This is a genomic window from uncultured Desulfovibrio sp. (assembly GCF_902477725.1).
GTDB lineage: Bacteria > Desulfobacterota > Desulfovibrionia > Desulfovibrionales > Desulfovibrionaceae > Desulfovibrio.
Genome location: NZ_CABSIF010000008.1, coordinates 103,285 through 129,821 on the forward strand (window position 1 = coordinate 103,285; position 26,537 = coordinate 129,821).

Genomic DNA, 26,537 nt, shown 5'->3' on the forward strand with positions numbered 1-26,537 from the left:
TCTCACATGTACAGTCCGCCGTTAACAGACAGCACCTGTCCGGTAACGTAGGACGACAAGTTGGAACACAAAAATCGCACGCAGCCCGCCACTTCTTCCGGCAAACCCGGTCTGCCAAGGGGCACGCTTTTCATATATTCATCCACTGGCAGCCCGGCCGTCATTTCGGTGCTGATAAAGCCAGGGGCCACGGCATTAACAAGCACGTTGCGGCGCCCAAGCTCGCGGGCAAGGGCGCGTGTGGCACCGATAAGACCAGCCTTGGCTGTGGAATAGTTCACCTGCCCGGCCATGCCAGCTTGCCCTGAGGTAGAAGCAATATTTATAACGCGCCCTACGCGCGCACGCTGCATCTGCGGCACAACCTTGCGCGATACATGGAAAAATCCGTTGAGGTGCACACCGATGACGGAATCCCACTGCTCTTCGGACATAAGGCCAAAGACGGTATCGCGGGCAAAGCCCGCGTTGTTGATCAGGGCAAAGGGAGTTTCCGCCGCCAGCAGTGGATCAAGGGCGGCTCCCACCGCATCTTTGTCCGCCACGTCAAAGGGCAGCAACGCGCATTGACGGCCCAGAGCCTCAATGGCATCGCGCACGGCTTCTGCGGCATCGTGGTCGTTGCGGTAGTTCAGCCAGATATCAAAACCATCGGCGGCCAAGCCAAGGGCAATGGCCTTGCCAATTCCCTTGCTTGCGCCCGTTACCAGAGCTATGGGCGAAGTTTGCATTTGCTCCCCTGCTTGCATGTTTGCATGCCTTTATTTATTAAAAAGGCACCAGATTGGACAGCCGCACAATATACAAGAGACTCTTTTAGGACAACTCTCAATTTAGGATGGAATTTATCATGCGGATTCTTGCAACAGCCTTGATTGCGCTTTTTTTCTTTTCCAGCGGATGCAGTTGGGTTGGCAGAACTGCTGGCAAAGCATCTGCAAAAATTGAAAGAAAGGTTGATGCTGTTCAGCAGGGCTATAATGACGGCTACAAGGGTGAACAGAAAAAAGCAGACTAGTTTGCTATGTTTATTTGCAACACCGCACAACGTGTTGAGGAAAATAATTCAGCAAGCATGACGTTCTGCATGGCTGGCAACATCGAAAAAAATCAACGTGGCTTATACGCCCTTATCAGACATATAAGCCACGCTTTTGTTTATTCTTTCAAGCAAAGCTTCAACATCTGCCCATTACTTCCCTGCTGGCACCCGCGTAAGGCTTATCTCCGCCAGTGCGGCATCCAGATCAAGGTTCATGGCAAACCGCAGCCCTTCGCTGCCAAGCACGATACGCACGGGCTTATCCGCATTTTCTGTGCCGCTCACAAACAGGATTTCAAGGGCCTGCCACATGCCGTCACTGGTTTGGGGGCAGTCCACAGTTTTTCCCTTGGGGGCAAGGGCCGCGCCCTGCACGCCAAATACGCTTGTCTGGCCTCCGGCTTCAAGAACCAGCGGCAGCCATTCATTCTTTTTCAGTTCTTCAAACATGGCCCCGATGGTTGTATTGGCAAAGGGCGCAGACAGCGTTACCGTTTCCAGTTCGCCGCCCTTGCCGTCAAACTTCATGCCTTTGCCCGCGAGGCTCCACGACTGATCGGCAAAGCACACCACATAAGCGCCAGGCTCTTTAAGCCCTTCAGAGCCGGGCATGGCAAATTCCTTCCAGCGGGCCACGTCCATTCCCTTGCGCATCAGCTGCACTAGCATGAACATGGGCACACCCGCCGGGGCCACATAAGCCTCACCATCGGGCATGGTAATGAGCATGGAGGGATACTTGCGGTTTTCGTTACGGCCTGCGGCATCCATTGCAAATTCAATTTCCTTGGCTGAACCGGGTTCCGGCTCGTAATAATACTGCCAGCCCATGCCGTTTTGCATGGTCACGCCAATACGCGTGCAATCATGCTCAGGAAATTTGGCCGGGCTTACCGTCTTGGATGACTTTTTTGCCAAGCCGTCAACAACAGGCTTTTTATCCCCATTGTTGCCCACGCAAAAAACGGCCTTGACGTCAGAACTCATGCTGTTTTTCAGCACTATCCCCGCCGCAAACCCCGTCGACGGCAAAAAAAACAGCAGGGCCGCCACGCCAGCAACCCATTGTTTCAGCAAGTACATGCAAAGACTCCTTGTGATGCATTTAAGAGCTGATGCCTGCCTCACACGCTCAATGCCCTGCTTATCAGTGCAGCGCTTCGCGTAGCTCCGCCAGGTTGGCATCGTCTTCGGGGTAGTACAGTTCAACAACCGTGTTGGCGTCATTGGTCAGCACAGTGCCGATGCCGCCTTCGCGGGTAGTAAAATCAACGGTGCCTTCGCCAGTGGTGATATTGATGCCCTTCAGCTTGCGGGCAAGATCAATGAGATATGTGCCCCACTGCCCGTTTTCTACTTTTTTGAGCGGATACAGGCCAACAGCGTACCACACTTTTTCGTCCGGCTTGTCGTAGATTGTCCACTGGCCGGTGTGCGTAGTACGCCAGCCTTCAGGGATGGGGTTTTCCTGCGGAGCTGGGGCGGGGGCAGCAGGGTCTGCCAGGGCCGCAAAATCAGGCCTGTCGCCTGTAGGGTCTGCGGGTTCCACGGGCTTTGCATCGTCAGGACGATCGCCAGTCACAAGCCACTTGGTATTTTCAGGACCTTGCGCTACTGCCAGCAGTTTGCTCAGAGGCGCTGCAGTCTTGGCCTTTGGGGAAATTTTCAGGCTTTTTACAATCGGCCCCGCACCTCGGCAGGCATGCCCAACAGAGACTTCCATATACTTGTCGTCCGCAAGGCCAACCCAGTACCGCGCAATCTTGTCCGCAAAAACAACCCCCTTGCCTTCACCCAGAGTGCGCAAGTCGTTGCCGCCGGTTGTGCTGGCGGAAGCTTTTGCAAGCAGATCCAGATCGCCGTTAAAGCAATCCTTTTCAAGCATTGTCACATAGCAGTCTTCTTTTGGAGAGCTGAGCAGTACCTGATTCCCCTCCTCCTGTGTTTTCCAGCCTGCGGGCACCTCGACCACCCAATCCCCCACAGAACGGGGAGCCGCATAAGCCGAAAGCCCGGGCCACAGCAGCAGGCACAGCAACACAAGCGCAGGTTTCGCGGCAGCCTGCAACCATGAAAAAAAAATCGCACTCCGGGGCATTCCCCAGCCGACACAAGCAGAGCCATCATGCGCACATACGTTGGAAACCCTCAAAAAACCCATGTCGCAATCCCCCGGAATTTTATTGGTGATTTCGGCCTGATTTTCCCTTTCCACTTCCTTACCTTCGTAACGTACCTGTGCATAAATGTCTTTGGATGTTTTGGCCTGAAGACGGCAAGGCGGCCAAAATTCACCAGAATACGCAAAATCCTGCAGGGCTGACGGCGCAGAAGCATTGACCGAATATCGCACATATGCCAGTTTTTATGACAGCATTAACTGGCCCGTAGCCATGCAAACCGAGGCCGTGCGCAACACGCGGCTTCATGAGCCTGCGCATGTACCCAACAAATCCAAGGAGTTCGTATGAGCACCGGCATTTTGATCGCCATAGGGGCCGCTGTGGTTGTGTTTGCGGTCATTGTAGCCCTTTACAATGCCCTGGTGCGCGGCAAAAACATGGTGGAGGAAGCCTGGAGCAGCATTGATGTGCAACTTAAGCGGCGGCACGATCTGGTGCCCAATCTGGTCAGCGCCGTCAGGCAGTACGCCAGCCACGAAAAGGGCCTGTTTGAAGAAGTGAGCGCTGCGCGCGCCCGCAGCCTCTCCGCACAGGGTGATGTTGCGGCACAGGCCAAGGCGGAGAATCTGCTTTCCGGCGCGCTGGGCAAACTCTTTGCCATTGCGGAAGCCTACCCGGAGCTTAAGGCCAGCGAAAACTATCGCCAGTTGCAGCAAAGCCTTGCAACGCTGGAAGACGAAATCCAGATGGCCCGCCGCTACTACAACGGCGCAGCAAGGGAACAGAACGACCGCGTCCGCCAGTTCCCCGGCAATCTGGTTGCCGGATTTTTCCACTTTGCCCCTGTCACTTATTTTGAACTTGATTCACCAGCAGAACGGGTGGTTCCTGATGTTGGTGCACAATAACAGGCAAGACGGGCTGGGCGTCCGCTTGTGGCGGCAGGCCCTGTGCTTCATAGCTGCCGCCCTGATGGCGGCCTTGCAGCTTTGGTGCTCCGGCGTACTGATAATGGCGCGGCGGTCAGATGCCTTGCTTGGCTGTAATCTTGCCGCAGGGCTGATCTGGCTGTGGTATGCGCGGCGGTGCTATATACGCGGCAATTTTGCGCGGATGGCCCTGGCGTTCATGGGCTTGCTCGGCTCTGTGGGTCTGGCGGCCTTGAGCCTGCCAGACCTGCTTTTTTAACCACTGTCCACGTCACGGCAATCCTCACAAACCGCCTGCGCAAGGATGAAGCCAATGCATACGCCCTATGCCAGCAGTTGTTTTACACGCCGCATGGTACTGACCGTATGCGCCCTGCTGCTCTGCATCCATGCCATGTGCTTTGCTGCATACGGGCAGGAACGCATAGAGAGTTTCGCCTCCACCGTTACAATCCATCAAGACGGCAGCATGCACGTGCGAGAAGCAATTGTTGTGCATGCGGAAGGCAATCAGATTAAAAAAGGCATATATCGCGAGCTTCCTCTGCTCTATTCCGGCCCGGCAAACTACAGTGGTACGGTTCCTTTCACCGTTACATCCGCAAGCATTGACGGAGTGCCCCTCAACCCGGTCGAAACCGAAATCAGGGGCGATTACATTCGGGTGCTCATGCGCGGCAAGGAGCCGCTCTCCACGGGGCAGCACCGCTTTGTGCTGGAATACGACACATCCCTGCACCTGCGCTTTTACGAATCCAACGGAGAGCTCAACTGGAACGCCACTGGCGTGTGGGGCTTCCCGATCCTTAACGCTTCGTGCCGCGTCATTCTGCCCAAGGGCGTAGCCGTGCGGCAAACCGCCGCGTGGGCCGGGCCGGCTGGCTCCAAAGATACAAACGGCATTTCAATCGACAGAACGCAAGCCAACGAAGCGGCTTTTACCCTTGCCAGGACCCTTGAGCCGGACACCCAGTTTACGGTGGCTGTAGCCTTTGACAGGCAGAGCATTGCCGACCCGGTGTTTCCGCTTGCATTGCAGCAGCAACGGGAAGAAGAGGCCTTGGAGCTGGCCCGACAAGAAGAGGAGCTCGCTATCAGGGAGCGAGGGCTGCTCTTTGAAGTGCTGTACGATAATCCCTTACTGCCTGCGCAGTGCCTGGCTTTTTGCGCTGTGTTTCTTTATTATTTTCTGCTTTGGCAGCGCCTTGGCATTGACCCGCCCAAGGGTGCCATATTCCCCCGCTATTACCCGCCAAAGGCCGCTCAATGGAGCAAAAAATCTGCTGCTGAGGCTACGCCGCAAGTGCTTTCGCCGCTGGCGGTGGAGTTTTTCTACAAGTCGGCCCGCATCTCTGGCCGGGGGCTTGCCGCCACGTTTCTGGCTCTGGCGTTCAAGGGGCTGTGCCGCATCAGCAAGGCAGACGCTAAAACCTACGCGCTGGAACTGACCGCAGCATCAAACGGGCGCAAAGGGGAGCTTTCCGCAGAAGAACAGACCGTGTACCGCGAGCTTGCGCGCTGTGCGGGTAAGGGTGAAAAACTCTTGCTGCGCCCCAAAGATGAAGATGTCCGCAGTATTTTCAACGCCGCCAGGGCAAACCTTAAGCAAAACTTTAAGGGCGCATGGCGGCTGAACACCTGGGTTGCGGTGCTTGGCTGGTTTTTGGTGCTACCGCTGGCCTTTGCGGCGAGCTTTTGGGAAGTTGACCCTGCCTTGCTTACCCCTGATGGCTCGCAAATGCCGCTGATTCTGCTGCTGCTCGCGGTTTGCTTGGCCTTTTGCGCAGCGCTGGCGCTCCCCCTGCTGCTGATGCGGCAGCAGACAAAATCCTTGCTGGTAACTCTGGGGCTTATGGTTTTGCCCCTGGCCGGGATAACTGCGGTTGGTCTTCAGTTTTATTTTTACGATCTTGGGTGGTTGCTTCTTCTGCTCATGATCATCACGTCCATTGCGTTCACAGCCGTCATCAAGGCTCCAAGCCCCGCAGCGCGCCAGGTATTGGACGAAATTGATGGCCTTGCCATGTACATGCGCACTGCGGAACTGCCACGCATGGAGCAGGTAAGCGCGCAGGACGAAAAGCCCGAAGACACGCCCGAGGTTTTCCGCCGTCTGCTGCCCTATGCACTGGTGCTGGGGCTGGAAAAAACGTGGTGCAACAGGTTTGCCGACCAACTTCAGGCAGCGGCGCTGGAAGACTCCGGCGTTGATGTCGCCCTTGTGCACGGGCATGGCGGCTGGAGCGACTTTTCCAATGGTTTTGGCAGCGCCGTAAGCGCCTCCTCCGCATCTGCCGAATCTTCATCCGCCAGTGGTTTCAGCTCCGGCGGGGGCGGCGCGGGCAGCGGCTCTGGCGGGGGTGGAGGCGGCGGCCTGTGAACGGCAAAAAACTACTCAGGGCTTGCGTACTTTCGTGACGAGCAAGCAATAGCAAAAGGACTGTTTTTCATGTCATTTACTGTAATCGATTTGGACACCTGGAAAAGAAAATCTTATTATCAGCACTACGTTCATACTGTCCGCTGCACTTACAGCATCACAGTAAATATAGAAATTGATTCATTTGTAAAAGAATTGAAGCTTCGTGGAATTAAGGCATACCCTGCTCAAATATACATACTTTCGCGGGCAGTTAATAATTTTCAAGAATTCAGGATGGCTATAAATACTCATGGCGAGCTTGGTTACTGGGAATCAACAAGCCCGAGTTACACAATTTTAAACAAAAAAACTGAAACTTTCAGCAGCATATTCACGCCATTTGATAGTAACTTCAGCAACTTTTATGACAACTGCATTCACGACATGGAAAAATATGGCAACTCTGACACGCTTTTTCCTCAAAATAACATGCCTGAAAATCTGTTCACGGTTTCATCCTTTCCCTGGCACAGCTTCACCGGCTTCAATCTGAATATTTACGGAGAGGGAACATACCTTCCGCCCATTTTTACAATCGGTCGCTATCTGGAACAAAACGGGAAAATGCACATGCCGCTTTCTATCCAAGTCCATCACGCTGTATGCGATGGCTATCATGTGGGGAAATTTATAGATGCCGTGCAAGGCCTGTCCCAGAACTTCAGCGATTGGCTGTGACCAGATTGAACGACCCGGATTTTCCTCCTTGACCATTTTTTATTTGTCTATATATTAATAAAAAATGGCAATAAAATACTATTTATGAGTAAATCATCAGCTTCTACAGCCGCCCTGCCACCCAAGGTTCTGGCAAAACTTGAAGATCTGGGCCGCAGAATCAAACTGGCGCGAAAGCGCCGGGGTCTGACACTGCACGAAATGGCCAAGCTCATGATGGTTTCTGTTGGCTCCCTGCAAAGGCTGGAGAGCGGCACACCGGGAACAAGCCTTGGCACCCTTGTGACTGCCCTGCTCACCCTCGGGCTTGAAAACGACCTGGACAGCGTGGCCGCCATGGAAACGGACATGATCGGCCTTGCCCACGAACGCAGGCGGCTTGAGGGCAAGGCGACGGGCGGGAAGGACAAAATTTCCTACGACTTTTAAGGGAGACTGGTCATGACAACCCGCGTGGCGTATGTGCATATGCACCTTGGAGGCAGCTTTGTCGTTGCCGGACGCCTGCGCTATGTTCAGGATGGCCGGTTCAGCCAATGCCTCTTTGAGTATTCCAACCGCTATCTGGAGCGGCCTGACGCGGTAGCCGTTGACCCTGTTGCCTTGCCCCTGCAACGGGAACACACCTACGAAGGCCCGCTGGGCGGTGCGCTCTTTAATGGGCTGCGCGATGCCTGCCCTGACGACTGGGGCCGTCACGTTCTTGATATCGCCGCCGAAGCCTCAGGCACCCACCTTGGCGAATTTGACTACATGCTCTACGCCGGGCCGGACAGAATCGGCGCGCTCGGTTTCAGCAGCGCGCCCGATGCCGCCCCCTTTACCGATGTGCCGCCCTGGGCGCAGAGCCTCCCCGGCGCAGAACTTGACCTTCAGGGCATGCTGCTGGCTACGGACAATGTGGATCAGGCAGACGAGCTCAACCCGCAGTACAGACGCTTTTTTGTGCGCGGTTCTTCCATCGGCGGGGCAAGGCCCAAGGCCTCGTTTGAGCAGGACGGCAAATTCTGGATTGCAAAATTCAGCAAGGAACGTGAAGCCTGGCCCACTTGCCGCATAGAGCATGCCAATATGCTCCTTGCAGGAAAGTGCGGTATCAACGTGCCGGAAACGAATCGGATTACGGTTCTGGGCAACCGCGATATCCTTCTGGTTGAGCGTTTTGACCGCCAAATTCGCAGCGGCGCCCTGCACCGCCTGCCCTTTGTTTCAGCCATGACCCTCATCGGCGCAGCAGGGCCGGAGGCGCATGCCGCCTACGCCGACATTGTCACTGCCATGCGGCGGGATTTTTACAGCGCCGAGGCCACGCGCAATGATATCCGCGAGCTGTATCAACGCATGGTCTTCAATACCCTCTGCAACAACTCTGATGACCATTTGCGGAACCACGGTTTTCTGCACATGACTGACCATAATGGCCGATCCGGCTGGCGGCTCTCACCGGCGTATGATGTGGTGCCGCAGCCTGTGATGGACGATGCCCCACGGGCCTTGCACCTGAGCGTGGGGCCGGAGGGCCGCAGCTCCGCCATGAGCAATGTGCTTGCCTCGGCCCGGCACTTTGGCATTGCTCCCGATGAAGCGCAGATGATTGTTGAAGAAACAAAGGGGACGATCAGGCAAAACTGGGAAGCCCTGCTCCTGAGCGCCGGGGTGCCGCAGCGCAACCTTGCCGATCTGCGCAACTGCTACGCCCTCGCCCTGCTGCCGGATACAGCAACGCCATAACACAGCATTGGAATAAAAATGAGCGGGCTGGTAAAGGCTTACGTTAACAATAGACGCTCAGGGCTTTTCTGAAATACTCTTTCATTCTTTCCCTGATGCATTCAGGGGCGAGCACTTCTGCATCGCAGCCAAGGCTGGCAACAAAACTGTGCCCCTGATCATTGTCAGTTAATGGAATACGGGCCAGCCACGTATTTTCATTCTCCTGCTCAAGCGCTGCATCACCAAACAGTTCCACAATTGTCTCTCTGGCTCTTGCAGATATCCGTATTATTCCATCCATACATTCTGCATCGTCAAAATTTCGAACAATAAAATCTTCTGTAGTAACAGTGCGCGGAGAGAACGATTCCTCGCACAGTTTTGTTTCAGCCATACGTGAAACTTTAAAAAGACGCATGCCCCCACGCATCAGGCAATATCCCCCAAGATACCAGCTCCTTCTTTTAAGAATCAGTTTGTATGGTTCTACGCGTCGGGCGCTCCGCTGGCCTTTACGGTCATTATAACCAAACTCCAATAGCCTATTATCCTTCAGGGCCTGCTGAATTTTTACAAGAGCTGCCATACCAGCATGATTTTTGCTCCAGGGAGTCAAATCAATTGATACCTGTCCTGCCTGCAATTCAATTGCCTTGCGCTCTGCCTCAGGAACAAGCCCTTTAATTTTTGCAATTGCTCCTGCCACCTCGGCACTTGAATAAGACGTGCGAATACTGCCCAGCCCCATCAGGATCATGGTCACATCCTGCGACGTGAAGAAACGCTTTTCCGCCTTGTAGCTTTCAAGAATGCCGATGCCCCCCTTTGCACCGGGGTACGTGACCACGGGCAAACCCGCCTGATTTATTGTATCAACATCGCGATAAATGGTTCGCACAGATACTTCAAACGTCTGGGCAAGCTCTGAGGCGCTTACTTTTTTCTTTTCCAGCAAAATCATTACAATGGACAAAAGACGGTCAATTTTCACTCTGGCCTCCATTGTGCCCGAAAAACATGGCATAACGCTGTCATGTTTACTCTGCTAGATATAAATTTCAACAAAATAATGGAGGTTGCTATGAATACCAGCATGCCAAAACCCGTGGAAATATTTATGGAAACAATGAACTCTGCCGACACTGAAAAACTGGACAGTTGCCTTGCCAGCACGGCTGTGCTCTTTGACCCGGCCGAAAACAATGAAATTAGCGGAATAAACGCCATCAAAGCCTTTGTTACAGATTCAAAGGAAAAATTTGATCTTTGCACCACTGTTATTGATGCAACTTCCACCGCAGAAAGCACAAATGTCATAACGCTGACAAAAGGCAATTTCCCAGGGAGTCCGCAAAAATTTTCTTATGAATTCATTGTCGAACACGGGTTGATACAAAATATCAACATCCTGCCAGTATAGCCGCATCAAAGGACATAGCCATGAAAAAGTTACATTTTACAGTTGATCCACAAAAGTGCGTCCAGTGCAATGCATGCATAGACGACTGTCCTCGCCATATAATTTCCATCTCTGGCGGTTTGCCGTGGGTTTCGCCCATACTGGAGGCAAACTGCCTTGAATGTCAGCATTGCCTGGCCGTATGCCCGACGGGGGCTGTAAGCATCTTTGGCCTCAAGGCAGAGAACAGCATTGAACTGAGCGCAGAAAAAATACCCGCAGCAATCCAGATGCACACACTGTTGCGGGGACGGCGCAGTGTGCGCCAGTACAGTACGGAAAATGTACCAGCCAGAATGATTGATGATCTTCTCGCCACGCTGGCAAATACACCAACAGGCTGTAATGATCGCACCTTGAGTTTTGCTGTGGTAGATGACCGCAGTGTAATGCAAAAACTACGCATCAGGGTGATTGAATCAATTGAGAACAAAATAGAATGCAATGAGTTGATGCCAGATTTTTTATCGGCGGCTGTGGCAGCCTATCGGCAACAGGGAGTAGATGAAATTTTTAGAGGCGCGCCGCACTTGCTTGTTGTCTCTGCGGCAGCGACCGCAAGCACACCTCTGCAAGATATTTCTCTGGCTCTGGCATATTTTGAATTGCTCGCCCAATGCAGCGGATTGGGTACAACATGGTGCGGATTCCTGAAATTTGCAGTTGATGCCGCTCCAGAATTGCGTCCCATTCTCGGTCTGGATACAGAAACACCTTTTTATGCAATGCTTTTTGGGTATCCGGCGGTTCGCTATCACCGCACGGTGCAACGCGACGATGCCGCGAAAATCAGGCACGTTTCCTTGTAGGGCAGCAGAAAAACAAAAGTCAGTGCTGACCACAACGGTTGCACTGACTTTTGTTTTTCTGCACTGCTACGTGCTTATCTGCTAGTCTACCATGCGGCAAGCACGGCTTCTGTAGCCAGCCGGATCATGCTTTCAGGCGCAATGCCAAGGGCCAGAACCAGCCCCACAAGGCATATGCCCGCCATACGCGCGCCAGCGTGCGGCACAATGGGTTCCGCATCATGCTGCGCGGCCTCGGTATACACGGCGCGCACCACCTGCAAATAGTAGTAGATGCCAATGGCTGTGTTGATGGCGGCAATGATAACCAGGGCCGTATGCCCAGCCCGCCACGCGCCCGTCAGCAGCATGAACTTGCCCATAAAGCCCACAAAGGGCGGAATGCCCGCCAGTGCAAACATGCTCACGCCCAGCACAAAGGCCAGCATGGGCGATCGCCGCGAAAGGCCGTTCAGATCCTTGACGCTCAGGTTTCGCCCATCGGGCGAAACCACGCACAGCACCAGAAATGCCGCCAGCATCATAAACAGATAGCCTGTGGCATAATAGAGCGCCGTGGCAATGCCCCAGCCTTGCAGGGTCGCCATACCCATAAGTATGTACCCGGCATGCGCAATGCCTGAAAAACTAAGCATACGCTTGACGTCTGTCTGCACCAGCGCCGTGAGGTTGCCGTAGCACATGGACGCTATGGAAAGCCCGGTCAGCAGCAGCGCCACGTGCCCCTCGCCCGGATATGCCATGGCGCAGAACCGCGCCAGCACGGCCACGGCCACAATCTTGGGTATGGAGGCGATAAAGGCCGTGGTGTCGTTGGATGCGCCCTGGTACACATCCGGCGCCCAGAAGTGGAAGGGAAACACCGCCAGCTTGAAGAACATACCGCAAAAGAGCATCAGCAGCCCCACCAGCGGGGCGGCATGTGATCCGGCTGTCCTCATGGCGGGCAATATCTGGTCAAGATAGGTGCTGCCCGCGATGCCAAAAATCCAGCTCATGCCAAAGAGCATGATGCCCGATGCCGTCACGCCAAAGAGCAGATACTTGATGGCCGCCTCCATGGGCGCGCGCATGCTGTCCGAGGGGGTGCGCATGGGCACCAGCAGATAGAGCGAATACGAAGACAGTTCAAGGGCGATGAACAGGGTGATCAGCTCCACACTGCTTGAAAGCAGAGTCAGGCCCAGCAGGCTTGTAAGCAGAAAGAAATAATACTCCGGGCGCATACGCACAGAAATCCCCTTGGTGTCCGCCCCAAAAAGCAGCATCAGGGTGAAACCGATGGACATCACGCATTTTACCAGCTGCGAAAACAGGTCTACCCTGTAGGCTCCGTAAAACAGGGTTCCCTTGGCAAAAAGGCAAAGAACAGATGTGGCGGCAAAGGCTGCCCCAACGCAAAGAACCAGCAGGCGCAGGGTTTGCGTCCGGGCTTCCGTCAGAGTCATGCAAAATGCCAGCAGACACCCTGCAAGAAGAACCAGTTCCGGTGCAAAAAGATGTGCGTTCATGCGTAGGCCTTATGTCTGTGCTTGGGGTTCATCAACGCGCAATAAGTTCAGCAAGGGCCAATGCGCTCGGGGCATGGTAGCCGGTCTGCGCCAGCAGATGGTCAAGGCTGGGCCTCATGACGCGCAAAAACGGTTCCGGGGCCAGCCCAATCCAGAAAACAAACACCAGCAGCGGGGCCAGGGTCACGGCCTCGCGCCAGCCAAGATCGTACATGCGCGACTGGTCGGGGTTGTTGGTGCCGCCCCAGATCACCCGCTGCAACATACGCAGCATGTAGGCAGCCGCCAGTACGGCGCCGGGAATGGCGCAGACAGCCACGATCTTGTTGTTGAAAAATGCCCCGGCAAGAATAAGAAACTCGCCCACAAAACTGTTTGTGCCGGGAAAGGCCAGCGACGACAGCGAGAAAAACGTCAGGTACGTCACATAGATGGGCATGAACTTGCCAAGCCCCGCCGCATCCGAGAGCTCGCGGCTGTGCGAACGCTCGTACACCATGCCCACGCAGAGAAACAATGCCCCTGTGGTGACGCCGTGATTGATCATCTGTAACAGCGCACCTTCAAGCCCACGCTGGTTAAGGGCAAAGATGCCCAGAGTCACAAAACCCATGTGCCCAACGCTTGAGTAGGCAATGAGCTTCTTCATGTCCTGCTGCGCAAGGGCGGTCAGGCCGCCGTAAAGGATTCCCGCCACCGAGAGCCACTGCAAGGCAGGCAGCAGGCCGATAGCCGCGCCGGGCGTGATGGGCAGGCAAAAGCGCAAAAATCCGTATGTACCCATTTTAAGCAGCACCGAGGCCAGAATCACCGAGCCTGCTGTCGGGGCTTCCACATGGGCCGCAGGCAGCCATGTGTGGAAGGGAAACATGGGCACCTTGATGGCAAAAGCGATGAAAAAAGCCAGAAATACCAATAACTGGAAGCGCTCGGAATACTGCTGTCCCATGAGCGCGGGAATGCTGAACGTACCCTGATTGATGTACAGGGCCACAATGGCCACCAGCAGAAATACCGAGCCTGCCAGGGTGTACAAAAAGAACTTGATGGAGGCGTAGCTCTTGCGCGGCCCACCCCACACGGCGATGAGCAGATACATGGGAATAAGCATGGCTTCCCACAGCACATAGAACAATACCAGATCCAGCGCCATGAACACGCCAAGCATGGATGTTTCCATCACCAGCAGGCAGATCATGAATTCCTTTACGCGTTTCTGAATGTACTTCCACGAGCCGAGCACGCACAGCGGCATGATGAGCGTTGTCATCATCACCAGCAGCAGCGAAATACCGTCCACGCCAAGGGTGTAGTTGACGTTAAAGCTCGCAATCCACTGGTGGTGCTCCGCAAACTGGTACAGGGCGGATGTGGGGTTGAACCGCGTAAACAGCGGCAGTGAAATGACGGCGTTTGCCAGAGTGACCAGCAGCGTCCACACCCGCACCCCGTTTTCTCCCGGAAGCAGAGGCACAATGACAGCCCCTGCCAGCGGCAGAAAAACAAGGATGCTGAGGATGGGATACCCCAAGGTGTTCATGCTCAGAAAATCCATTGTGGCGATCTCCTTTCACCCCGGCTCAGACAAGAGCCAGCAGCGTGAGCACCAGGGCCACCACTGCGGCCATGGAAATAATGTTTATTTGCAGGCTGCCGCTCTGCACCTGCCGCAGCACGCCGCCAAGAGCGCGCACGCTGCGGGCCGTGCCGTCAACCACCGTATCAATGCAGTGCCAGTCAAACCATGACCAAAAGCGCGCCGTGCGCATGAGCGGCACTATGCCCTGCCGGTTCCAGGCCTCGCCCACGGTATTGTCCACAGACTGCACGGGCTTGCGCGCAAACCAGTAGAACAGCCTGCCGCCCATGCGGTAAAACCAGTCCAGATCCAGACTGATGGTGGGTTCGGGCGTGAGCTTTTTGAGCAGCAAAAAGAATCCCAGGGCCGTAAACAACAGTATCTGCAAGGTTTCAGAAATATGCGCCGCGCTGTACGGGTGGTACTGCGCCGCCACATCGGGGAAGGGAAGCATGTCGTACAGGTACGGCGTGTAGCAGCCGATAAAGATGCACAAAAACGCCGCCACAGCCATGGCCGCCTGCATGTTGAGCGGCGGATCGCCCGCGCGCTCCCATGTTTCCTTGGAGCAGTTGTTTTTGCCGAACCAGATGAAGTACGGAACCTTCAGGCCCGTGTGCAGGAAGGTGCCCGCAGAGGCCAGGGTGAGCAGAAATCCCGCCCAGTAATTGTGCGCCTCAAATCCGGCGGCTACGATCATGGCCTTGGTCACAAAGCCGCTGAACAGCGGAAAGGCCGAGATGGAAAGCCCGCCCACCAGCGTGAACACAAAGGTTTTGGGCATCTTTTTGTACAGTCCGCCCAGCTGGGTGAACTTGCTCACGCCCGTCATATGCAACACCGAGCCGCAGCCCATGAACAGCAGTCCCTTGTAAAGAATGTGGGCAAAAGCGTGAGCGCAGGCACCGTTGATGGCCAGCGGCGTACCGATGCCCACGGCTGCCACCATGTACCCCACCTGACTGATGATGTGGTAGGCCAGCAGGCGGCGGGCGTCGTTTTCAAGCACTGCGTACACAACGCCGTACAGGGCCATGCACACGCCAAGCGGCACCAGAATTTCCATGCCCGCAAAGCTGCGCGCCAACACATACACGGCGGTTTTGGTGGTAAAGGCGCACATGAACACCGCGCCTGTCACCGTGGCTTCGCCGTAGGCATCGGGCAGCCATGCATGCAGGGGCGGCACAGCCGCGTTGAGGATAAACCCGGCCATGATCAGATAGGTGTAGAGCTGCGGATCAGCCACGCCGATGGGGCCGAAGGTCAGATCGCCCGTGGCCCGATAGCGCAGCACAAGCCCTGCCAGCAACAGCAGACCGCCCGCAGTGTGCACCAGCAGATAGCGATAACCAGAGTCCAGCGATTCCTTGCGCCGCCTGAACCACACCAGGAATACGGAGGAGAAGGCCATCAGCTCCCAAAAGAGGAAGAGCGTCAGGTAATCCCCGCAAAAGATGACGCCCAGCGATCCCGCCACATAGGTCCAGGCGACGGAATGCTGCGCAGCTTCTTCCACATGCAGGCCGTAGATGGAGCCGATCACGCACATGAGGGTCATGATGTAGGCAAAAACCATACTAAGCGCATCGACCTTGCCGAATATGAGTTGCCATTTCATGAAGGGCAGCACGCCATATACGCCATTGTGCCCCTGCATGAGCAGCACGGCGCAAAAGGCCAGCACCGGCACAAGCACAATACAGATCCGGCGCAGGGCCTTGGGCAGCAGCGGCAGAATTACCGCGCCCAGCAACAGAACTGCGGAGGGGTGAATCCATGGCTCAGTCATCGTAATAATCCTCGCGGGTCATAATGCCCAAATGGCCGAACCACTTGGAAACGATGATAATCACAACGCAGGCGACAAAGCCGAACGCGGCCCAGAACCCGGGTATGCGCTCCACAAAGGTGTGCACATGCTCTTTTGAAACAAACAGGGCGTCCCACACCACCAGCGCGGCCAGCACTGCCAGACACACACGGATGGTGGCCTTGAGCCGGGCGCGGAAAAATTCGATGATGTTCACTATCATCCTGTCACCACCTTCACGAAGGACATGATGGCATCGGGGTAAATGCCGATGAACACGGAAACGCCAGCCGCTATGAGAATGGGCACAACCATGCTCAGCGGAGCTTCACGAATGCCCGTTTCTTCACCTTCCGGCCTTTTGCCGAAAAATGCCTTGTAGGTCACAGGCGCAAAGTAGGCCACGTTCAGGAGCGTACTTGCCAGCAGCACCAGCAATATGCCCATGGAATGCGTGGGCATTTCCATAGCGCCCACCAGCAGCTTCCACTTGGTCACAAACCCTGCCACAGGCGGCGCGCCGATCATGGAAAGCGAGGCCACGGCAAAGGCCGCAAAGGTAAAGGGCATGGAGCGCCCAAGGCCGCTCATTTCAGAAATGCATTTTTTGTGCGTTGCCACATAGATCGCGCCCGCGCAGAAAAAGAGCGTTATCTTTGAGAATGCGTGGTTGGCGATATGCACTATGCCGCCCTGTATGCCGTCTACGGTCAGGAGCGCCACGCCAAGCACGATGTAGGAAAGCTGGCTCACGGTTGAATAGGCCAGCCGTGCCTTGAGGTTGTCCTTGGTCAGGGCAATGATGGAGGCCGCAAGAATGGTGAACGATACAAAGTAGGCCGTGGGCACGCCGAGGTTCAGGCTTTTCATCAAATCAGTGCCAAACACAAAGAGCATGACGCGCGTGGTGCAGAACACGCCCACCTTGACCACCGCCACCGCATGCAGCAAGGCCGAAACAGGCGTGGGAGCCACCATCGCGCCCGGCAGCCAGTGGTGGAACGGCATGATTCCGTTCTTGGCAAAACCCAGAATGCAGCAGACATACAGCACGGTTGCCAGCGCATCGCTGGCCCCGGCAGACAAAATGCCCGTGTGGCTGTTGTGGGCAAAGTCCAGATTGCCCGTGATCACGTAAATTACGATCATGGCTGGCAGCACCAGCCCTTTTGCCGTGGTGGTCAGGTACACAATATACTTGCGCGCGCCGTCATAGCCCTCGGCATCCTGATGGTGGGCCACAAGCGGATAGGTGCACACGCTCACCACCTCATAGAACAGGTAGAGCGTAAACAGGTTGTCGGCAAAGGCCACGCCCATGGCCCCAAAAAGCGTCAGGGCAAAACAGGCGCTGAAGCGCGTCTGGGCATGCTCGTTCAAGCCGCGCATGTACCCTGCCGCGTAAAAAACAGTAATAATCCACAAAAATGAGCCCACAAGGGCAAATATCATGGAAAACGCATCTGCCCGAAAGCTTACCGAAAGCCCCGGCAGGATCGGAAAAAGCGTAAGATGCAACGTGTGACCGAGCCCCATAGGCGCGGGTGCAACATCGCCGATCATGGAAGCGATGATGCAGAACATGACCACCGCTGTTACAAACGAAACTGTTTCGCGCACGTTGGGCCAACGCCCCGTCAGCATGATCAGGCATGCGCCGATCAACGCTGTAAGTATGGCGGCCAGGGGTCTGACGGATTCAACAATATCCATATGTGTTCCCCTTAACCTTTGAGGTCTGACGGAGCGTCCGTTTCAACAGATCTGTACAGCCGGTACACCGCAATGATGATGGAAAGCACAATTACCGCTTCCGCCGCTGCGATGGCCATGACAAACAGCGCCGCGATCTGCCCGGTTGCCGTGTCTGGCGCGCAAAACCGCCCAAAGGCCATAAAGTTGACCGATGCCCCGCAGAGGATAAGCTCGGACGCAATGAGCATGCCTATGAACGTGCGGCGCATGGCCATGCCGAACAGCCCCAGACCGAACAGAACCGCGCCGATGACCAGATAGGTTTCAAGAGACTGACTCAAGCTTGCGTAGTGCATCACTTGTCCCTCCCGTGGCGGGCCAGTGCGAGCGCCCCCACCATGGCTACCACCAGAACCACGGAAATAAGTTCAAAGCTCATGGAATAGGTGCTCAGCAAGGCTTGCCCGATGCGCTCGATGGTTCCCTCAATCTGGGCCGGGGGCGTCTCCGGCCAGGGAGCCACGATGGATTGCACCACAAGCGCCGCTGTGATGGCGCAACTGGCCGCAGCACCCAGAAAAAGACTCAGCTTGTTGCGGCGCGGGGCGCGGTTTGCGTCCGATGTTTCGGCCAGCATGATGGCGAATGTAATGGTGACGCACAGCGCGCCCACGTACACAAGCATCTGCATAAAGGCCACAAAGGGGCTGGAAAGGTAGTAATAAATCCCCGCCACGCCAGTGAAGCACAGGGCAAGTCCTGCCACGCGGCGTATGAGAGTGCGCGCCGAAACCGCCAGCACCGCGCCGCTAAACGTCACCAGCACAAAGAACCAGAAAATGCCCTCAGCCAGCGTTTGCATAGTTTCATGACTGGACATCAGGGACGCTCCTTGAGCCGCCGTACAAGGTCAAAGTGATACTCCGCCTCGTCAAACCCGGCCAGATTGTAGTCATGAGAAAACGTCAGCGCGTCTGTGGGGCACGATTCCACGCACATACCGCACAGGCTGCACTTGGTAAAATTCAGTTTGTAGCTCGTGAGGGTCTTCTTTTTGGCCCCATCCAGTTTTTCGCCCGCAAGCTCTATGCAGCCCGAGGGGCAGGCTTTCTGGCACGATCCGCACACAATGCACCTGTCCGTGCCGGTTTCCGGGTCGTATACAAGGTCGATATGGCCTCTGTAACGCGGCGTTATGGGCAGCACCTCGCGCGGGTAGGATGATGTAACCACCGGCTTGAAAAAATAGCGCAGCGTTATGCCCATGCCCACAACGAGGCTCCACCCGCCTGAAAAGATATTTTTAAAGTATGCGTTCATGCTACAGCACCTTGAGCAACGCGCTGGTAATGATGAGGTTGACGAGCGCAATGGGGATAAGCACCTTCCATGAGAGGTTCAGCAGGCCGTAGAAGGTTGTGCGCGGGAATGTCCAGCGCACCCAGATTACGGTAAAAATGACCGCGTAGAGCTTAATGGCAAACCAGTGCGCCCCCGGCCAAAGCCCCAGCGGGCAATCCCATCCGCCAAGAAACAACAAAGTCAGCAGGCTGGCACCCACTACCACGTTTGCGTATTCACCCATAAAGTACACGCCAAAACCCATGCCCGAATATTCCGTAAACGCGCCGGCGATCAGCTCACTTTCGGCCTCGGCCATGTCAAAGGGGGCGCGATTTGTCTCCGCCAGCATGCAGATGAAAAAGATGATGCACGAAACAGGCATGAGCGGGCTTGCCGAAAGGCGAAACACATTCCAGTGCCAGAATCCGCCCGATTGCGTGCCCACAATTTCGTTGAGGTTGAGCGTGCCCATAACCATAACAAGGCTCACCACAACCAGCAGCATGGGGATTTCGTAGGCCACGTTTTGCGAAACCACACGCGCGGCAGAGATAACGGCGTATTTGTTGCGCGAGCCCCACGCGCCAAGCAGCAGGCCCAGCACGTTTACCGAAGCAAAGGCGTAAATGGCCAGCAGCCCCAGGTTAAGGTTACGCGCCACCAGCCCTTCGGTGTAGGGAATGGTCACAAAGCTCATGAAGGCCGGGGTCATGACCAGCACGGGGCCAAGGCAGAACAGTACGCCGTCGGCATCCGTGGGAATAAATACCTGCTTGGTCATGAGCTTGAAGCCGTCCGCCAGCGGCTGCAGCAGGCCATAGGGACCAACTTCCTTGGGCCCGATGCGTCGCTGTATATGCCCTGCCACCTTGCGCTCAACCCACACCAGATAGGCCGCGTTAAGCGCCACAAAGACAAGGAATCCTACAAGATACCCCAGAAGACGCAGCATTTCGGAATAAAACGTCATGGCTGTGTTCCTTAGCGGTCAATATCCGGAATCACCAGGTCAAGGCTGCCGAGCAGCGCCAGGGCATCGGGCAGCAGCATTCCCCTGCCCGCCTCGCCAAAAACAAGCAGGTTTGAAAAACAGGGGGTGCGCCACTTGAGCCGCCAGGGGGTGCCGCTGCCATCGCTGACGGCGCGGATACCCAGAAGACCGCGCGCCGTTTCAACAGCATGGTAATAGTCGCCCTTGGGCGGTTTGATGGTTTTGGGAACCTTGGCCGCCATAACCGGGCCTTGCGGCAACTGGTCGAGGGCCTGCTCGATGATGCGCAAGCTCTGTTCAATTTCGTCCATGCGCACCTTGTAGCGGGCCATGGAATCACCCTCGGCATACACAGGCACGTCAAAGGTAAAGCGGTCATAAACGCCGTAGGGCTCGTGCTTGCGCACGTCGTAGGCAATGCCCGCGCCACGCGCCACAGGCCCGGTCGCGCCGTATTTGCGGCACATCTCGGCAGACACAACCCCCACATCCACAAGGCGTTGCTGGATAATGAGGTTTTTGGAAACAAGAGAATCATACATGGGCAGACGCTTGCGCATACGCGTAATAAATGCCCGCGTACCTGTTACAAAAGCATCGTCAATATCGTTGTACACGCCGCCAAAGCGGAAGTAACAGTACGTGAGGCGCGACCCGGTAACGGATTCCAGCAGATCCAGAATCTGCTCGCGGTCGTCAAAAGCGTACAAAAGGGGCGAGAACCCGCCAAGATCAAGCACAAAAGCTCCAAACCAGAGCAAATGGCTTGAAACCCGGTTCAGCTCGTTGGTGATGACGCGGATGTACTCGGCGCGTTCCGGCACTTCAATGGAAGCGGCGCGCTCGACCAGGCAGGCATAGCCGTGGTTGTAGGCAAGGGCATGCAGGTAATCCATGCGGCCCGTATTGGGCATAAACTGCGCCCAGGTGCGGTTTTCGGCCATTTTTTCGTGCATGCGGTGGATGTAGCCAAGCACAGGCTCGGCCTCCACTATGTACTCGCCGTCCATGACCATCTTGACGCGCAAAACGCCGTGCGTAGCAGGGTGCTGCGGGCCAAGGTTCAGAACAAAGCGCTCGTCTGTGGGACTTTGGGCAAGATAGTTCATGCGCTGTAGTCCTTGAGCAAGGGGTGGTATTCCGCGTCTTCGGGCAACAACAGGGGGATAAGGTAGGGATGCCCGATAAAGACGATGCCAAAGAACTCGTGAATCTCGCGCTCGTGCCAGTGGGCTATGGGATAAATTTCGGCGATGGTGTGGATCTGCGGGTTGGAGCGCGGCGTGCGCACCCGCAAGCACACCCTGTGGCGGGCGGCATAGAGGTTGAAGTCGTACACCACTTCAAGCTCGTCTTCCATTGATATGGGATCCTGCACAGGGGCTTCAGGTGGGGCGGCCTGGCTGGTATCCGTCGCGTCCGCTGCACTGACAGCGGCGGCTTCGGCAGCCTTTTTGGCCATGGCTTCGGCCTCCTTGCGCAGGGCCTCGCATTCGCCAAGCCAGTCTACCCCTGTCATTCCTTCAAGAAAGTACCCCGCTCCGTCCATAATGCCCACTGCGGCAAGCAGGGAGCTTTCTGGCAGCGCCACATCAAGATCATAGCCCACAGCGGCATGATCTGCGGCGCGAACCCTGGCTCTGGGCAGGGCCGCCAACTGTGCGCCAAGGGTTTCTGCGTTCATGACGTATGCCCTCCTGCTTCGTTGCCCGCCTTGGCATCCCCGGAGGCTCCCACAGGGACACCCACAGCATCCTCGGCAGGTGCCGGGGGCGCTTGCGCCTCTGCCTGCATTCTGGCCGCCTGCGCCGCCGCAGGGCCGGGAAGCCCGGGGGGCGTCACCACGGGCCAGCGCCGGGTGCCTGTGAGCTTTTCTTCCAGCTTCAGGATGCCTTCAATCAGGGCTTCCGGCCTTGGCGGGCACCCCGGAATGAACACATCAACAGGAAAAAGCTTGCCCACCCCTTCCACCACGGCGTACTGCCCTTCATACACAAAAGGCCCGCCGGAAATGGCGCAATTGCCCATGGCGATGACCCACTTTGGCTCGGGCATCTGGTCGTAAAGGATCTGCACAGCCGGGGCCATCTTTTTATTGATGGTTCCAGAAACGATCATCACATCGCTCTGCCGGGGCGATGGCCTGAACACCTCGGCCCCAAAGCGCGCCAGATCAAAGCGGGATGCGCCGGTCGCCATCATTTCAATGGCGCAGCAGGCAAGGCCGAATGTCATGGGCCAGAGCGAATTGGCCCGGCACATGTCCAGCAGCGAATCCAGCCGCGAAAAGTGGACTACCGATCCGAATATATTTTCCGTTGCCACTGGAACACTCCCTTTTTCCACGCGTACAGAATGACGAGGGACAAAATGCCCACGAACAGAAAAACTTCCGCGAACGTCAGGAAATCGCTGATGGGAGAAGCCTTGTTGTAGATAACCGCAACAGGGAAGAGAAAGAGAATATCAACGGCAAATGCGAGGAACAGCAGCGAGTACATATAGTATACCGCGCCGAATTTGATCCATGCATCGCCAATGGGGTCAATGCCGCACTCAACAATCTGGCGGGTTTTGCCCACAGTGTTGCGAGTGATGCGAGGGGCAAGAAAAAAAACTATTACAAAAGGCCCCAGAGCAAAGCTCATACCGCCAAGGCAGAATGCCATTATGTAGACAATGTCAACAAGTTCGCTGCTAGACATAAATTTTTCCTTGTAATAGGAATAAAATTTACGAAAAGATATACTTGATCAATCCACAAACAATTAAAACAACAGTTGCTTGTGAATTTATAAATTAAGTTAAATACTACTCCTCCAGAAAGTTTGTGTCAATAATTGTTAAAAAAAATACATGCTTCTGTTCAAAAAAGTACAATTAAAGGAATTTTTTGTTCAATCATATTAGCACATTAATCACTTATCTGAAATTGCGTGCAGTCACAAAAAGTGAAAAAAACAATTTTATTTTAATCACTGATTGTAAGTGGTTCATTCAGAACTTTTAAACAATTTGAAATTATTTACTATTTTAGCTCTGTGCTATTTTTTTAATAAAAATAGCACAAAAATTCATAAAAACTACCGTTTATTACAGAGGACTGAATGGCGATCAGGCTGTTGCCGCAGCAAAAAATGAACTCTGTTGAGCAGCGGCTTGCGCCTGCGGGCAACTGAGAGACCGAGGTTCCAGTGCAGATAAAAAATATCTCCAGCCCTCGTGAGGCTACATATAAAAAGGCGCATTGGGGTAACTCCAATGCGCCGCAGTCCGTTTATACGACAACTTCAAGATTGTGGTGGAAGCCAACTATATTGCCCTGTGGCTTGACCAGTCCAAGGATGTCTGGGGCGGGTACACCACCCCAAGCGGCGCACGCATGGGCGGCGTCACCACCCAGGACGCATGGAACGTCAACATGAGCTTTATCTACAAATTCTAGAGGCCACGCGCCAAGCATATTCCACTGAGTCCGGCAGGGAGGCTGATCCAGCAGCTTCCCTGCCGGACTTTTCCACTTATTCCGCCTTGATTCCACCAGTCATTATTTAGGTGCTGCGCCACGCCACTCTCCTCGCTGACGGTTTCCAGTTGCCGCTCAACGCCTGAGCGCTCAGAACGTGACCGCACCTAGGCAACGCATATTCAAAGGACAGTACAGGAGCCACCAGAACTCTACATGTCAGGAATATATGAAACCAGACTGCAATTCTGGCCCAATTTGTGAACACGAACTTTTAAATCATAACACGATGCGTGGTAGTACAAAAAAAATAAATATGCCACTACAACTCCGTGCGCTATACCCCCCAATCCAAACCAGTCCGGGCTATTCGAAACTTATAATTTTTTATACTTAAAAATAAGAGTGTTAAATGCATTAAAAACTAATTGCTAGCTATAAACACTATACCTTACTTATTATTGCACTGCTATCTATTGTCATTAACTGACTAAACAAATGCGAAATAAATAATCATAACTAACTAAAATATAATAATATATTCAATTTACATTAAAATATTTAATACAAACAGTAAGTTGATCAATATTCTCTCAATAACGTTATTGTCTTTTACCTTAATTATGCTACTTCAAACGTTAAATCCTTTGGAATAATCGCAACGCATTTATTACATGCAATTATTAGCTTACTACATAAATACATGAGAACGCAAACGCAACCCCAGCAAATGGAATAAGACAACCGTTTTTAAGGAGGAAGCCACCATGCTTGCCGACCTCAAGATTGCCCGCAAACTCAGTCTTCTGCTCGTACTGCCTATGGCGACTTTTCTCTTTGTTGTTTCGGCAGAAAATATTCAACGCTGGAAGGCCATAGACCGTCTCAAATCTGACGAACGTTCTCTGGTTGTCAGCTTGTCTGCGGGTGACTTGATCCATGAACTGCAAAAAGAACGCGGCTATACTGCTGGCTTTCTGGGCAGCAAGGGGAAAAGGTTTGCTTCCGAACTGACGGAACAGACAGATAAATCAAATTCTGCCTACAAGAACTTTACTGCCGTGCTTGCTGGTGCGGATGGCCTGGAAAATGGCTCTCTTGCCAGAATATTTGCTGCATCAACCCAAAATTTTACAGACCTTTCTACAACCAGAAACGCAGCCAAAGATGCCCGCATTGATGCCCTTCAGGCCATCGCGGCGTACAATACAAGCATCAATGAACTGATCACTGCGATTTCTGAACTGAACGCCCGCGCCGACCTTGCCTTTACATCAATCATTCAGCTTTTGCACGGCAAGGAGATTGCCGGGCAGGAGCGTGCCACGCTCAACGCCGCCTTTTCTGCCGGAACCTTCAGCAAGCAGCTTTACCGCGACTGGCTCTACAGGGTCAGCGCACAGAACACCTACCTGCGTTCGTTTGCGGAGCTGGGCGGCAAGGCGGCGCTGAACCTGCTGCAAGGCAAAATGCAATCTGTCGATGAAGAGGTGACGAAATTCCGCGATACTGCCTATGCCAACCTGGAAAAATCCAGCCTTGAGGCTGACCCGCAGCAGTGGTTTGCCGCGTCCACCCGCCGCATTGACAAGCTGATGGAAGTGGAAAAAGCCTGGGGCGAGCAACTGCTTGGAAATGCCCGCGATGAAGTGCGTTCAGCCCAAAAGGAACTCGCCATTGCTGTTTCAGGCGCGCTTCTGGTGGCTTTTTTCACTGTTCTGCTGGGCTGGAGAATCTGCATCACCATCGGCAGGCCTGTACGCAGCACCTTGCGTTACGCCCAAGGCATAACGCAGGGGGATTTTGATTCGGTTCTTACAGTCAAACAAAATGACGAAATTGGCGGCCTTGCCGATGTACTGCGCGAAATGGTCGCCCGCCTGAAAGAACAGATCCAGGCGGCCCAAAAGCAGCATGCCCTTGCTGATGAATGCGGCAAATTGGCAGAACAATGCAGAATAACAGCCGAGCAGTCTGAGAAGGAAGCAAATACAAGAGCCAGCACCCTTGCAACGGCTGTAGACAAAATTCACGGCGTTGTGGAATCGCTCAATCTCGCCCTCAATAACCTTGAGGATCAGGTGAGTATTTCTACACAAGGCGCAACAAGCCAGTCCAACAGGCTTGATACTACAACCAGCGCCATGCAGGAAATGAGTACTACAGTCATTGAAGTTGCCAAAAATGCTGCGGATGCCGCCCAAACGGCAGAAAATTCGCATACCAAGGCAAGCGAAGGCTCCACAGTTGTTGAAAATGTCATTTCTGCAATCGCTCAGGTGCAAGAGCAGTCCAATAAAATGAAGGTCGATATGGGCCTGCTCGGTCAACAGGCTGAAGGCATTGGACAAGTTCTGGATGTCATCAGCGATATTGCCGACCAGACCAACCTTTTGGCTCTCAACGCGGCCATTGAAGCTGCGCGCGCTGGCGATGCAGGCCGGGGGTTTGCCGTGGTTGCCGATGAAGTGCGCAAACTTGCCGAAAAAACCATGACAGCGACCAAGGAGGTGGGAGAAGCCATCCATGCGGTTCAGGGTGGAACACGCAAACATATCTCGCATGTGGAGCAGTCCGCTGCAACCATTGAGCAGGTCACGGTTCTGGCCCGGCAGTCTGGCGAAACATTGCAGGCGCTTGTGCAGCTGGCAAACGCTTCCACCATCCAGGCCCAGTCCATTGCCACAGCTTCCGAAGAGCAGTCAGCCGCCAGCGAAACCATCCACAGCAGCCTTGAAGATATCAATCAGCTTGCCCTTAATACCGCAAACGCCATGGACCAGGCGACCTCAGTTCTCAACGAGTTGCGCACACAGACTGACATTCTGGTCGGTGTTATGGCGGATTTAAACAATACCGGCATCAAGAAATCTGTTTTGAGGTAAGGAGGTCAGACAGCGTACATCTAAAATCTTGTACTTACAACAGTATACAAGCGCAAGGAGTACTGATATTTATTAATT

27 protein-coding genes and 1 pseudogene are annotated in these 26,537 nt (G+C 54.5%); 11 read left to right on the top strand and 17 right to left on the bottom strand.

Annotation, left to right across the window (positions count from 1 at the left end; translation table 11 throughout):
- Positions 1-2: 2 nt before the first annotated feature.
- Positions 3-731, bottom strand: coding sequence for a 3-oxoacyl-ACP reductase FabG (gene fabG / locus RDK48_RS09145; protein ID WP_298997446.1), 729 nt, complete (start codon positions 729-731; stop codon positions 3-5).
- A gap of 119 nt (positions 732-850) precedes the next feature.
- On the opposite strand from fabG, the gene RDK48_RS09150 reads away from it, so the two are divergent.
- Complete coding sequence (locus RDK48_RS09150) at positions 851-1,018, top strand: hypothetical protein (RefSeq protein ID WP_192111807.1); 168 nt, start codon at positions 851-853, stop codon at positions 1,016-1,018.
- Positions 1,019-1,192: 174 nt separating this feature from the next.
- Here RDK48_RS09150 and RDK48_RS09155 read toward each other — a convergent pair whose 3' ends face one another.
- Positions 1,193-2,125, bottom strand: coding sequence for a hypothetical protein (locus RDK48_RS09155; protein ID WP_298997443.1), 933 nt, complete (start codon positions 2,123-2,125; stop codon positions 1,193-1,195).
- A gap of 64 nt (positions 2,126-2,189) precedes the next feature.
- A complete protein-coding gene (locus RDK48_RS09160; RefSeq protein WP_298997441.1) occupies positions 2,190-3,140 on the bottom strand; it encodes a hypothetical protein in 951 nt (316 codons plus the stop codon).
- Between the two features lie 369 nt (positions 3,141-3,509).
- Here RDK48_RS09160 and RDK48_RS09165 point away from each other — a divergent pair, with 369 nt between their 5' ends.
- From RDK48_RS09165 to RDK48_RS09190, 6 genes are all read left to right on the top strand, one after another.
- Entirely contained in the window at positions 3,510-4,073 is a 564-nt protein-coding gene (locus RDK48_RS09165) for a LemA family protein (RefSeq protein ID WP_298997439.1), read from the top strand.
- A complete protein-coding gene (locus RDK48_RS09170; RefSeq protein ID WP_298997437.1) occupies positions 4,057-4,353 on the top strand; it encodes a hypothetical protein in 297 nt (98 codons plus the stop codon). Before RDK48_RS09165 ends, RDK48_RS09170 begins: the two co-directional genes overlap by 17 nt.
- 54 nt (positions 4,354-4,407) lie before the next feature.
- Positions 4,408-6,474: a DUF2207 domain-containing protein gene (locus tag RDK48_RS09175; protein WP_298997434.1), complete on the top strand. Its 2,067-nt coding sequence runs from the start codon at positions 4,408-4,410 to the stop codon at positions 6,472-6,474.
- A 69-nt stretch (positions 6,475-6,543) separates the two neighbouring features.
- A complete protein-coding gene (gene catA / locus RDK48_RS09180; protein ID WP_298997432.1) occupies positions 6,544-7,194 on the top strand; it encodes a type A chloramphenicol O-acetyltransferase in 651 nt (216 codons plus the stop codon).
- An 84-nt stretch (positions 7,195-7,278) separates the two neighbouring features.
- A complete protein-coding gene (locus RDK48_RS09185; RefSeq protein WP_298997429.1) occupies positions 7,279-7,623 on the top strand; it encodes a helix-turn-helix domain-containing protein in 345 nt (114 codons plus the stop codon).
- A 12-nt stretch (positions 7,624-7,635) separates the two neighbouring features.
- Entirely contained in the window at positions 7,636-8,925 is a 1,290-nt protein-coding gene (locus RDK48_RS09190) for a type II toxin-antitoxin system HipA family toxin (RefSeq protein ID WP_298997425.1), read from the top strand.
- 43 nt (positions 8,926-8,968) lie between these two features.
- On the opposite strand, the gene RDK48_RS09195 is transcribed toward RDK48_RS09190, so the two are convergent.
- Positions 8,969-9,898, bottom strand: a complete 930-nt coding sequence (locus RDK48_RS09195) for a YafY family protein (protein WP_298997422.1) — start codon at positions 9,896-9,898, stop codon at positions 8,969-8,971.
- Positions 9,899-9,988: 90 nt separating this feature from the next.
- Between RDK48_RS09195 and RDK48_RS09200 the strand changes: the two genes are divergently transcribed.
- Entirely contained in the window at positions 9,989-10,327 is a 339-nt protein-coding gene (locus tag RDK48_RS09200) for a nuclear transport factor 2 family protein (RefSeq protein WP_298997420.1), read from the top strand.
- Positions 10,328-10,347: 20 nt separating this feature from the next.
- Complete coding sequence (locus RDK48_RS09205) at positions 10,348-11,175, top strand: nitroreductase family protein (RefSeq protein ID WP_298997419.1); 828 nt, start codon at positions 10,348-10,350, stop codon at positions 11,173-11,175.
- A gap of 86 nt (positions 11,176-11,261) precedes the next feature.
- Here RDK48_RS09205 and RDK48_RS09210 read toward each other — a convergent pair whose 3' ends face one another.
- The 13 genes and pseudogenes from RDK48_RS09210 to RDK48_RS09270 all read right to left on the bottom strand — a co-directional run bounded on the left by RDK48_RS09210 (position 11,262) and on the right by RDK48_RS09270 (position 22,813).
- Positions 11,262-12,686 (bottom strand): NADH-quinone oxidoreductase subunit N, encoded by a 1,425-nt coding sequence (locus RDK48_RS09210; protein ID WP_298997416.1) that lies wholly within the window; start codon positions 12,684-12,686, stop codon positions 11,262-11,264.
- 31 nt (positions 12,687-12,717) lie between these two features.
- Entirely contained in the window at positions 12,718-14,241 is a 1,524-nt protein-coding gene (locus RDK48_RS09215) for an NADH-quinone oxidoreductase subunit M (protein WP_022658768.1), read from the bottom strand.
- Positions 14,242-14,266: 25 nt separating this feature from the next.
- Entirely contained in the window at positions 14,267-16,057 is a 1,791-nt protein-coding gene (locus tag RDK48_RS09220; protein WP_298997415.1) for a Na(+)/H(+) antiporter subunit D, read from the bottom strand.
- Positions 16,050-16,301, bottom strand: a complete 252-nt coding sequence (locus tag RDK48_RS09225; RefSeq protein ID WP_298997413.1) for a hypothetical protein — start codon at positions 16,299-16,301, stop codon at positions 16,050-16,052. The genes RDK48_RS09220 and RDK48_RS09225 overlap by 8 nt, the downstream gene beginning before the upstream one ends.
- Positions 16,298-17,791: a monovalent cation/H+ antiporter subunit D family protein gene (locus tag RDK48_RS09230; RefSeq protein ID WP_298997411.1), complete on the bottom strand. Its 1,494-nt coding sequence runs from the start codon at positions 17,789-17,791 to the stop codon at positions 16,298-16,300. The genes RDK48_RS09225 and RDK48_RS09230 overlap by 4 nt, the downstream gene beginning before the upstream one ends.
- Before the next feature lie 11 nt (positions 17,792-17,802).
- Positions 17,803-18,129 carry an NADH-quinone oxidoreductase subunit NuoK gene (nuoK, locus tag RDK48_RS09235; protein ID WP_022658764.1) on the bottom strand — a complete coding sequence of 109 codons (327 nt, stop codon included), beginning with the start codon at positions 18,127-18,129 and terminating at the stop codon, positions 17,803-17,805.
- Positions 18,129-18,653 carry an NADH-quinone oxidoreductase subunit J gene (locus RDK48_RS09240; RefSeq protein WP_022658763.1) on the bottom strand — a complete coding sequence of 175 codons (525 nt, stop codon included), beginning with the start codon at positions 18,651-18,653 and terminating at the stop codon, positions 18,129-18,131. The genes nuoK and RDK48_RS09240 overlap by 1 nt, the downstream gene beginning before the upstream one ends.
- Entirely contained in the window at positions 18,653-19,093 is a 441-nt protein-coding gene (locus RDK48_RS09245) for an NADH-quinone oxidoreductase subunit I (RefSeq protein ID WP_298997407.1), read from the bottom strand. The genes RDK48_RS09240 and RDK48_RS09245 overlap by 1 nt, the downstream gene beginning before the upstream one ends.
- A 1-nt stretch (position 19,094) precedes the next feature.
- On the bottom strand, positions 19,095-20,087 hold the full coding sequence (nuoH, locus tag RDK48_RS09250; protein WP_022658761.1) for an NADH-quinone oxidoreductase subunit NuoH: 993 nt from the start codon (positions 20,085-20,087) through the stop codon (positions 19,095-19,097).
- Positions 20,088-20,098: 11 nt separating this feature from the next.
- A complete protein-coding gene (locus RDK48_RS09255) occupies positions 20,099-21,217 on the bottom strand; it encodes an NADH-quinone oxidoreductase subunit D (protein ID WP_298997396.1) in 1,119 nt (372 codons plus the stop codon).
- Positions 21,214-21,792, bottom strand: coding sequence for an NADH-quinone oxidoreductase subunit C (locus RDK48_RS09260; RefSeq protein WP_298997393.1), 579 nt, complete (start codon positions 21,790-21,792; stop codon positions 21,214-21,216). The genes RDK48_RS09255 and RDK48_RS09260 overlap by 4 nt, the downstream gene beginning before the upstream one ends.
- Positions 21,793-21,950: 158 nt before the next feature.
- Positions 21,951-22,418: pseudogene (locus RDK48_RS09265) on the bottom strand (NADH-quinone oxidoreductase subunit B); the annotation flags it as partial.
- Positions 22,403-22,813, bottom strand: a complete 411-nt coding sequence (locus RDK48_RS09270; RefSeq protein WP_022658757.1) for an NADH-quinone oxidoreductase subunit A — start codon at positions 22,811-22,813, stop codon at positions 22,403-22,405. The gene RDK48_RS09270 and the pseudogene RDK48_RS09265, both read right to left, overlap by 16 nt.
- A gap of 596 nt (positions 22,814-23,409) precedes the next feature.
- Here RDK48_RS09270 and RDK48_RS09275 point away from each other — a divergent pair.
- Both RDK48_RS09275 and RDK48_RS09280 read left to right on the top strand, forming a co-directional pair.
- Positions 23,410-23,553 carry a hypothetical protein gene (locus RDK48_RS09275; RefSeq protein ID WP_298997387.1) on the top strand — a complete coding sequence of 48 codons (144 nt, stop codon included), beginning with the start codon at positions 23,410-23,412 and terminating at the stop codon, positions 23,551-23,553.
- A 788-nt stretch (positions 23,554-24,341) separates the two neighbouring features.
- On the top strand, positions 24,342-26,459 hold the full coding sequence (locus tag RDK48_RS09280; protein WP_298997383.1) for a methyl-accepting chemotaxis protein: 2,118 nt from the start codon (positions 24,342-24,344) through the stop codon (positions 26,457-26,459).
- Positions 26,460-26,537 lie beyond the last annotated feature (78 nt).

Excerpts from the sequence above, each read along its gene's own strand:
- RDK48_RS09245 (WP_298997407.1), bottom strand. The coding sequence starts at position 19,093 with ATGAACGCATACTTTAAAAATATCTTTTCAGGCGGGTGGAGCCTCGTT.
- RDK48_RS09215 (WP_022658768.1), bottom strand. The coding sequence starts at position 14,241 with ATGGATTTTCTGAGCATGAACACCTTGGGGTATCCCATCCTCAGCATC.
- fabG (WP_298997446.1), bottom strand. The coding sequence starts at position 731 with ATGCAAACTTCGCCCATAGCTCTGGTAACGGGCGCAAGCAAGGGAATT.
- RDK48_RS09225 (WP_298997413.1), bottom strand. The coding sequence starts at position 16,301 with ATGATAGTGAACATCATCGAATTTTTCCGCGCCCGGCTCAAGGCCACC.
- RDK48_RS09190 (WP_298997425.1), top strand. The coding sequence starts at position 7,636 with ATGACAACCCGCGTGGCGTATGTGCATATGCACCTTGGAGGCAGCTTT.
- nuoK (WP_022658764.1), bottom strand. The coding sequence starts at position 18,129 with ATGCACTACGCAAGCTTGAGTCAGTCTCTTGAAACCTATCTGGTCATC.
- RDK48_RS09210 (WP_298997416.1), bottom strand. The coding sequence starts at position 12,686 with ATGAACGCACATCTTTTTGCACCGGAACTGGTTCTTCTTGCAGGGTGT.
- RDK48_RS09185 (WP_298997429.1), top strand. The coding sequence starts at position 7,279 with ATGAGTAAATCATCAGCTTCTACAGCCGCCCTGCCACCCAAGGTTCTG.
- catA (WP_298997432.1), top strand. The coding sequence starts at position 6,544 with ATGTCATTTACTGTAATCGATTTGGACACCTGGAAAAGAAAATCTTAT.
- RDK48_RS09230 (WP_298997411.1), bottom strand. The coding sequence starts at position 17,791 with ATGGATATTGTTGAATCCGTCAGACCCCTGGCCGCCATACTTACAGCG.
- RDK48_RS09240 (WP_022658763.1), bottom strand. The coding sequence starts at position 18,653 with ATGTCCAGTCATGAAACTATGCAAACGCTGGCTGAGGGCATTTTCTGG.
- RDK48_RS09170 (WP_298997437.1), top strand. The coding sequence starts at position 4,057 with ATGTTGGTGCACAATAACAGGCAAGACGGGCTGGGCGTCCGCTTGTGG.
- nuoH (WP_022658761.1), bottom strand. The coding sequence starts at position 20,087 with ATGACGTTTTATTCCGAAATGCTGCGTCTTCTGGGGTATCTTGTAGGA.
- RDK48_RS09150 (WP_192111807.1), top strand. The coding sequence starts at position 851 with ATGCGGATTCTTGCAACAGCCTTGATTGCGCTTTTTTTCTTTTCCAGC.
- RDK48_RS09220 (WP_298997415.1), bottom strand. The coding sequence starts at position 16,057 with ATGACTGAGCCATGGATTCACCCCTCCGCAGTTCTGTTGCTGGGCGCG.
- RDK48_RS09155 (WP_298997443.1), bottom strand. The coding sequence starts at position 2,125 with ATGTACTTGCTGAAACAATGGGTTGCTGGCGTGGCGGCCCTGCTGTTT.
- RDK48_RS09205 (WP_298997419.1), top strand. The coding sequence starts at position 10,348 with ATGAAAAAGTTACATTTTACAGTTGATCCACAAAAGTGCGTCCAGTGC.
- RDK48_RS09255 (WP_298997396.1), bottom strand. The coding sequence starts at position 21,217 with ATGAACTATCTTGCCCAAAGTCCCACAGACGAGCGCTTTGTTCTGAAC.
- RDK48_RS09260 (WP_298997393.1), bottom strand. The coding sequence starts at position 21,792 with ATGAACGCAGAAACCCTTGGCGCACAGTTGGCGGCCCTGCCCAGAGCC.
- RDK48_RS09270 (WP_022658757.1), bottom strand. The coding sequence starts at position 22,813 with ATGTCTAGCAGCGAACTTGTTGACATTGTCTACATAATGGCATTCTGC.
- RDK48_RS09160 (WP_298997441.1), bottom strand. The coding sequence starts at position 3,140 with ATGCCCCGGAGTGCGATTTTTTTTTCATGGTTGCAGGCTGCCGCGAAA.
- RDK48_RS09175 (WP_298997434.1), top strand. The coding sequence starts at position 4,408 with ATGCATACGCCCTATGCCAGCAGTTGTTTTACACGCCGCATGGTACTG.
- RDK48_RS09280 (WP_298997383.1), top strand. The coding sequence starts at position 24,342 with ATGCTTGCCGACCTCAAGATTGCCCGCAAACTCAGTCTTCTGCTCGTA.
- RDK48_RS09165 (WP_298997439.1), top strand. The coding sequence starts at position 3,510 with ATGAGCACCGGCATTTTGATCGCCATAGGGGCCGCTGTGGTTGTGTTT.
- RDK48_RS09200 (WP_298997420.1), top strand. The coding sequence starts at position 9,989 with ATGAATACCAGCATGCCAAAACCCGTGGAAATATTTATGGAAACAATG.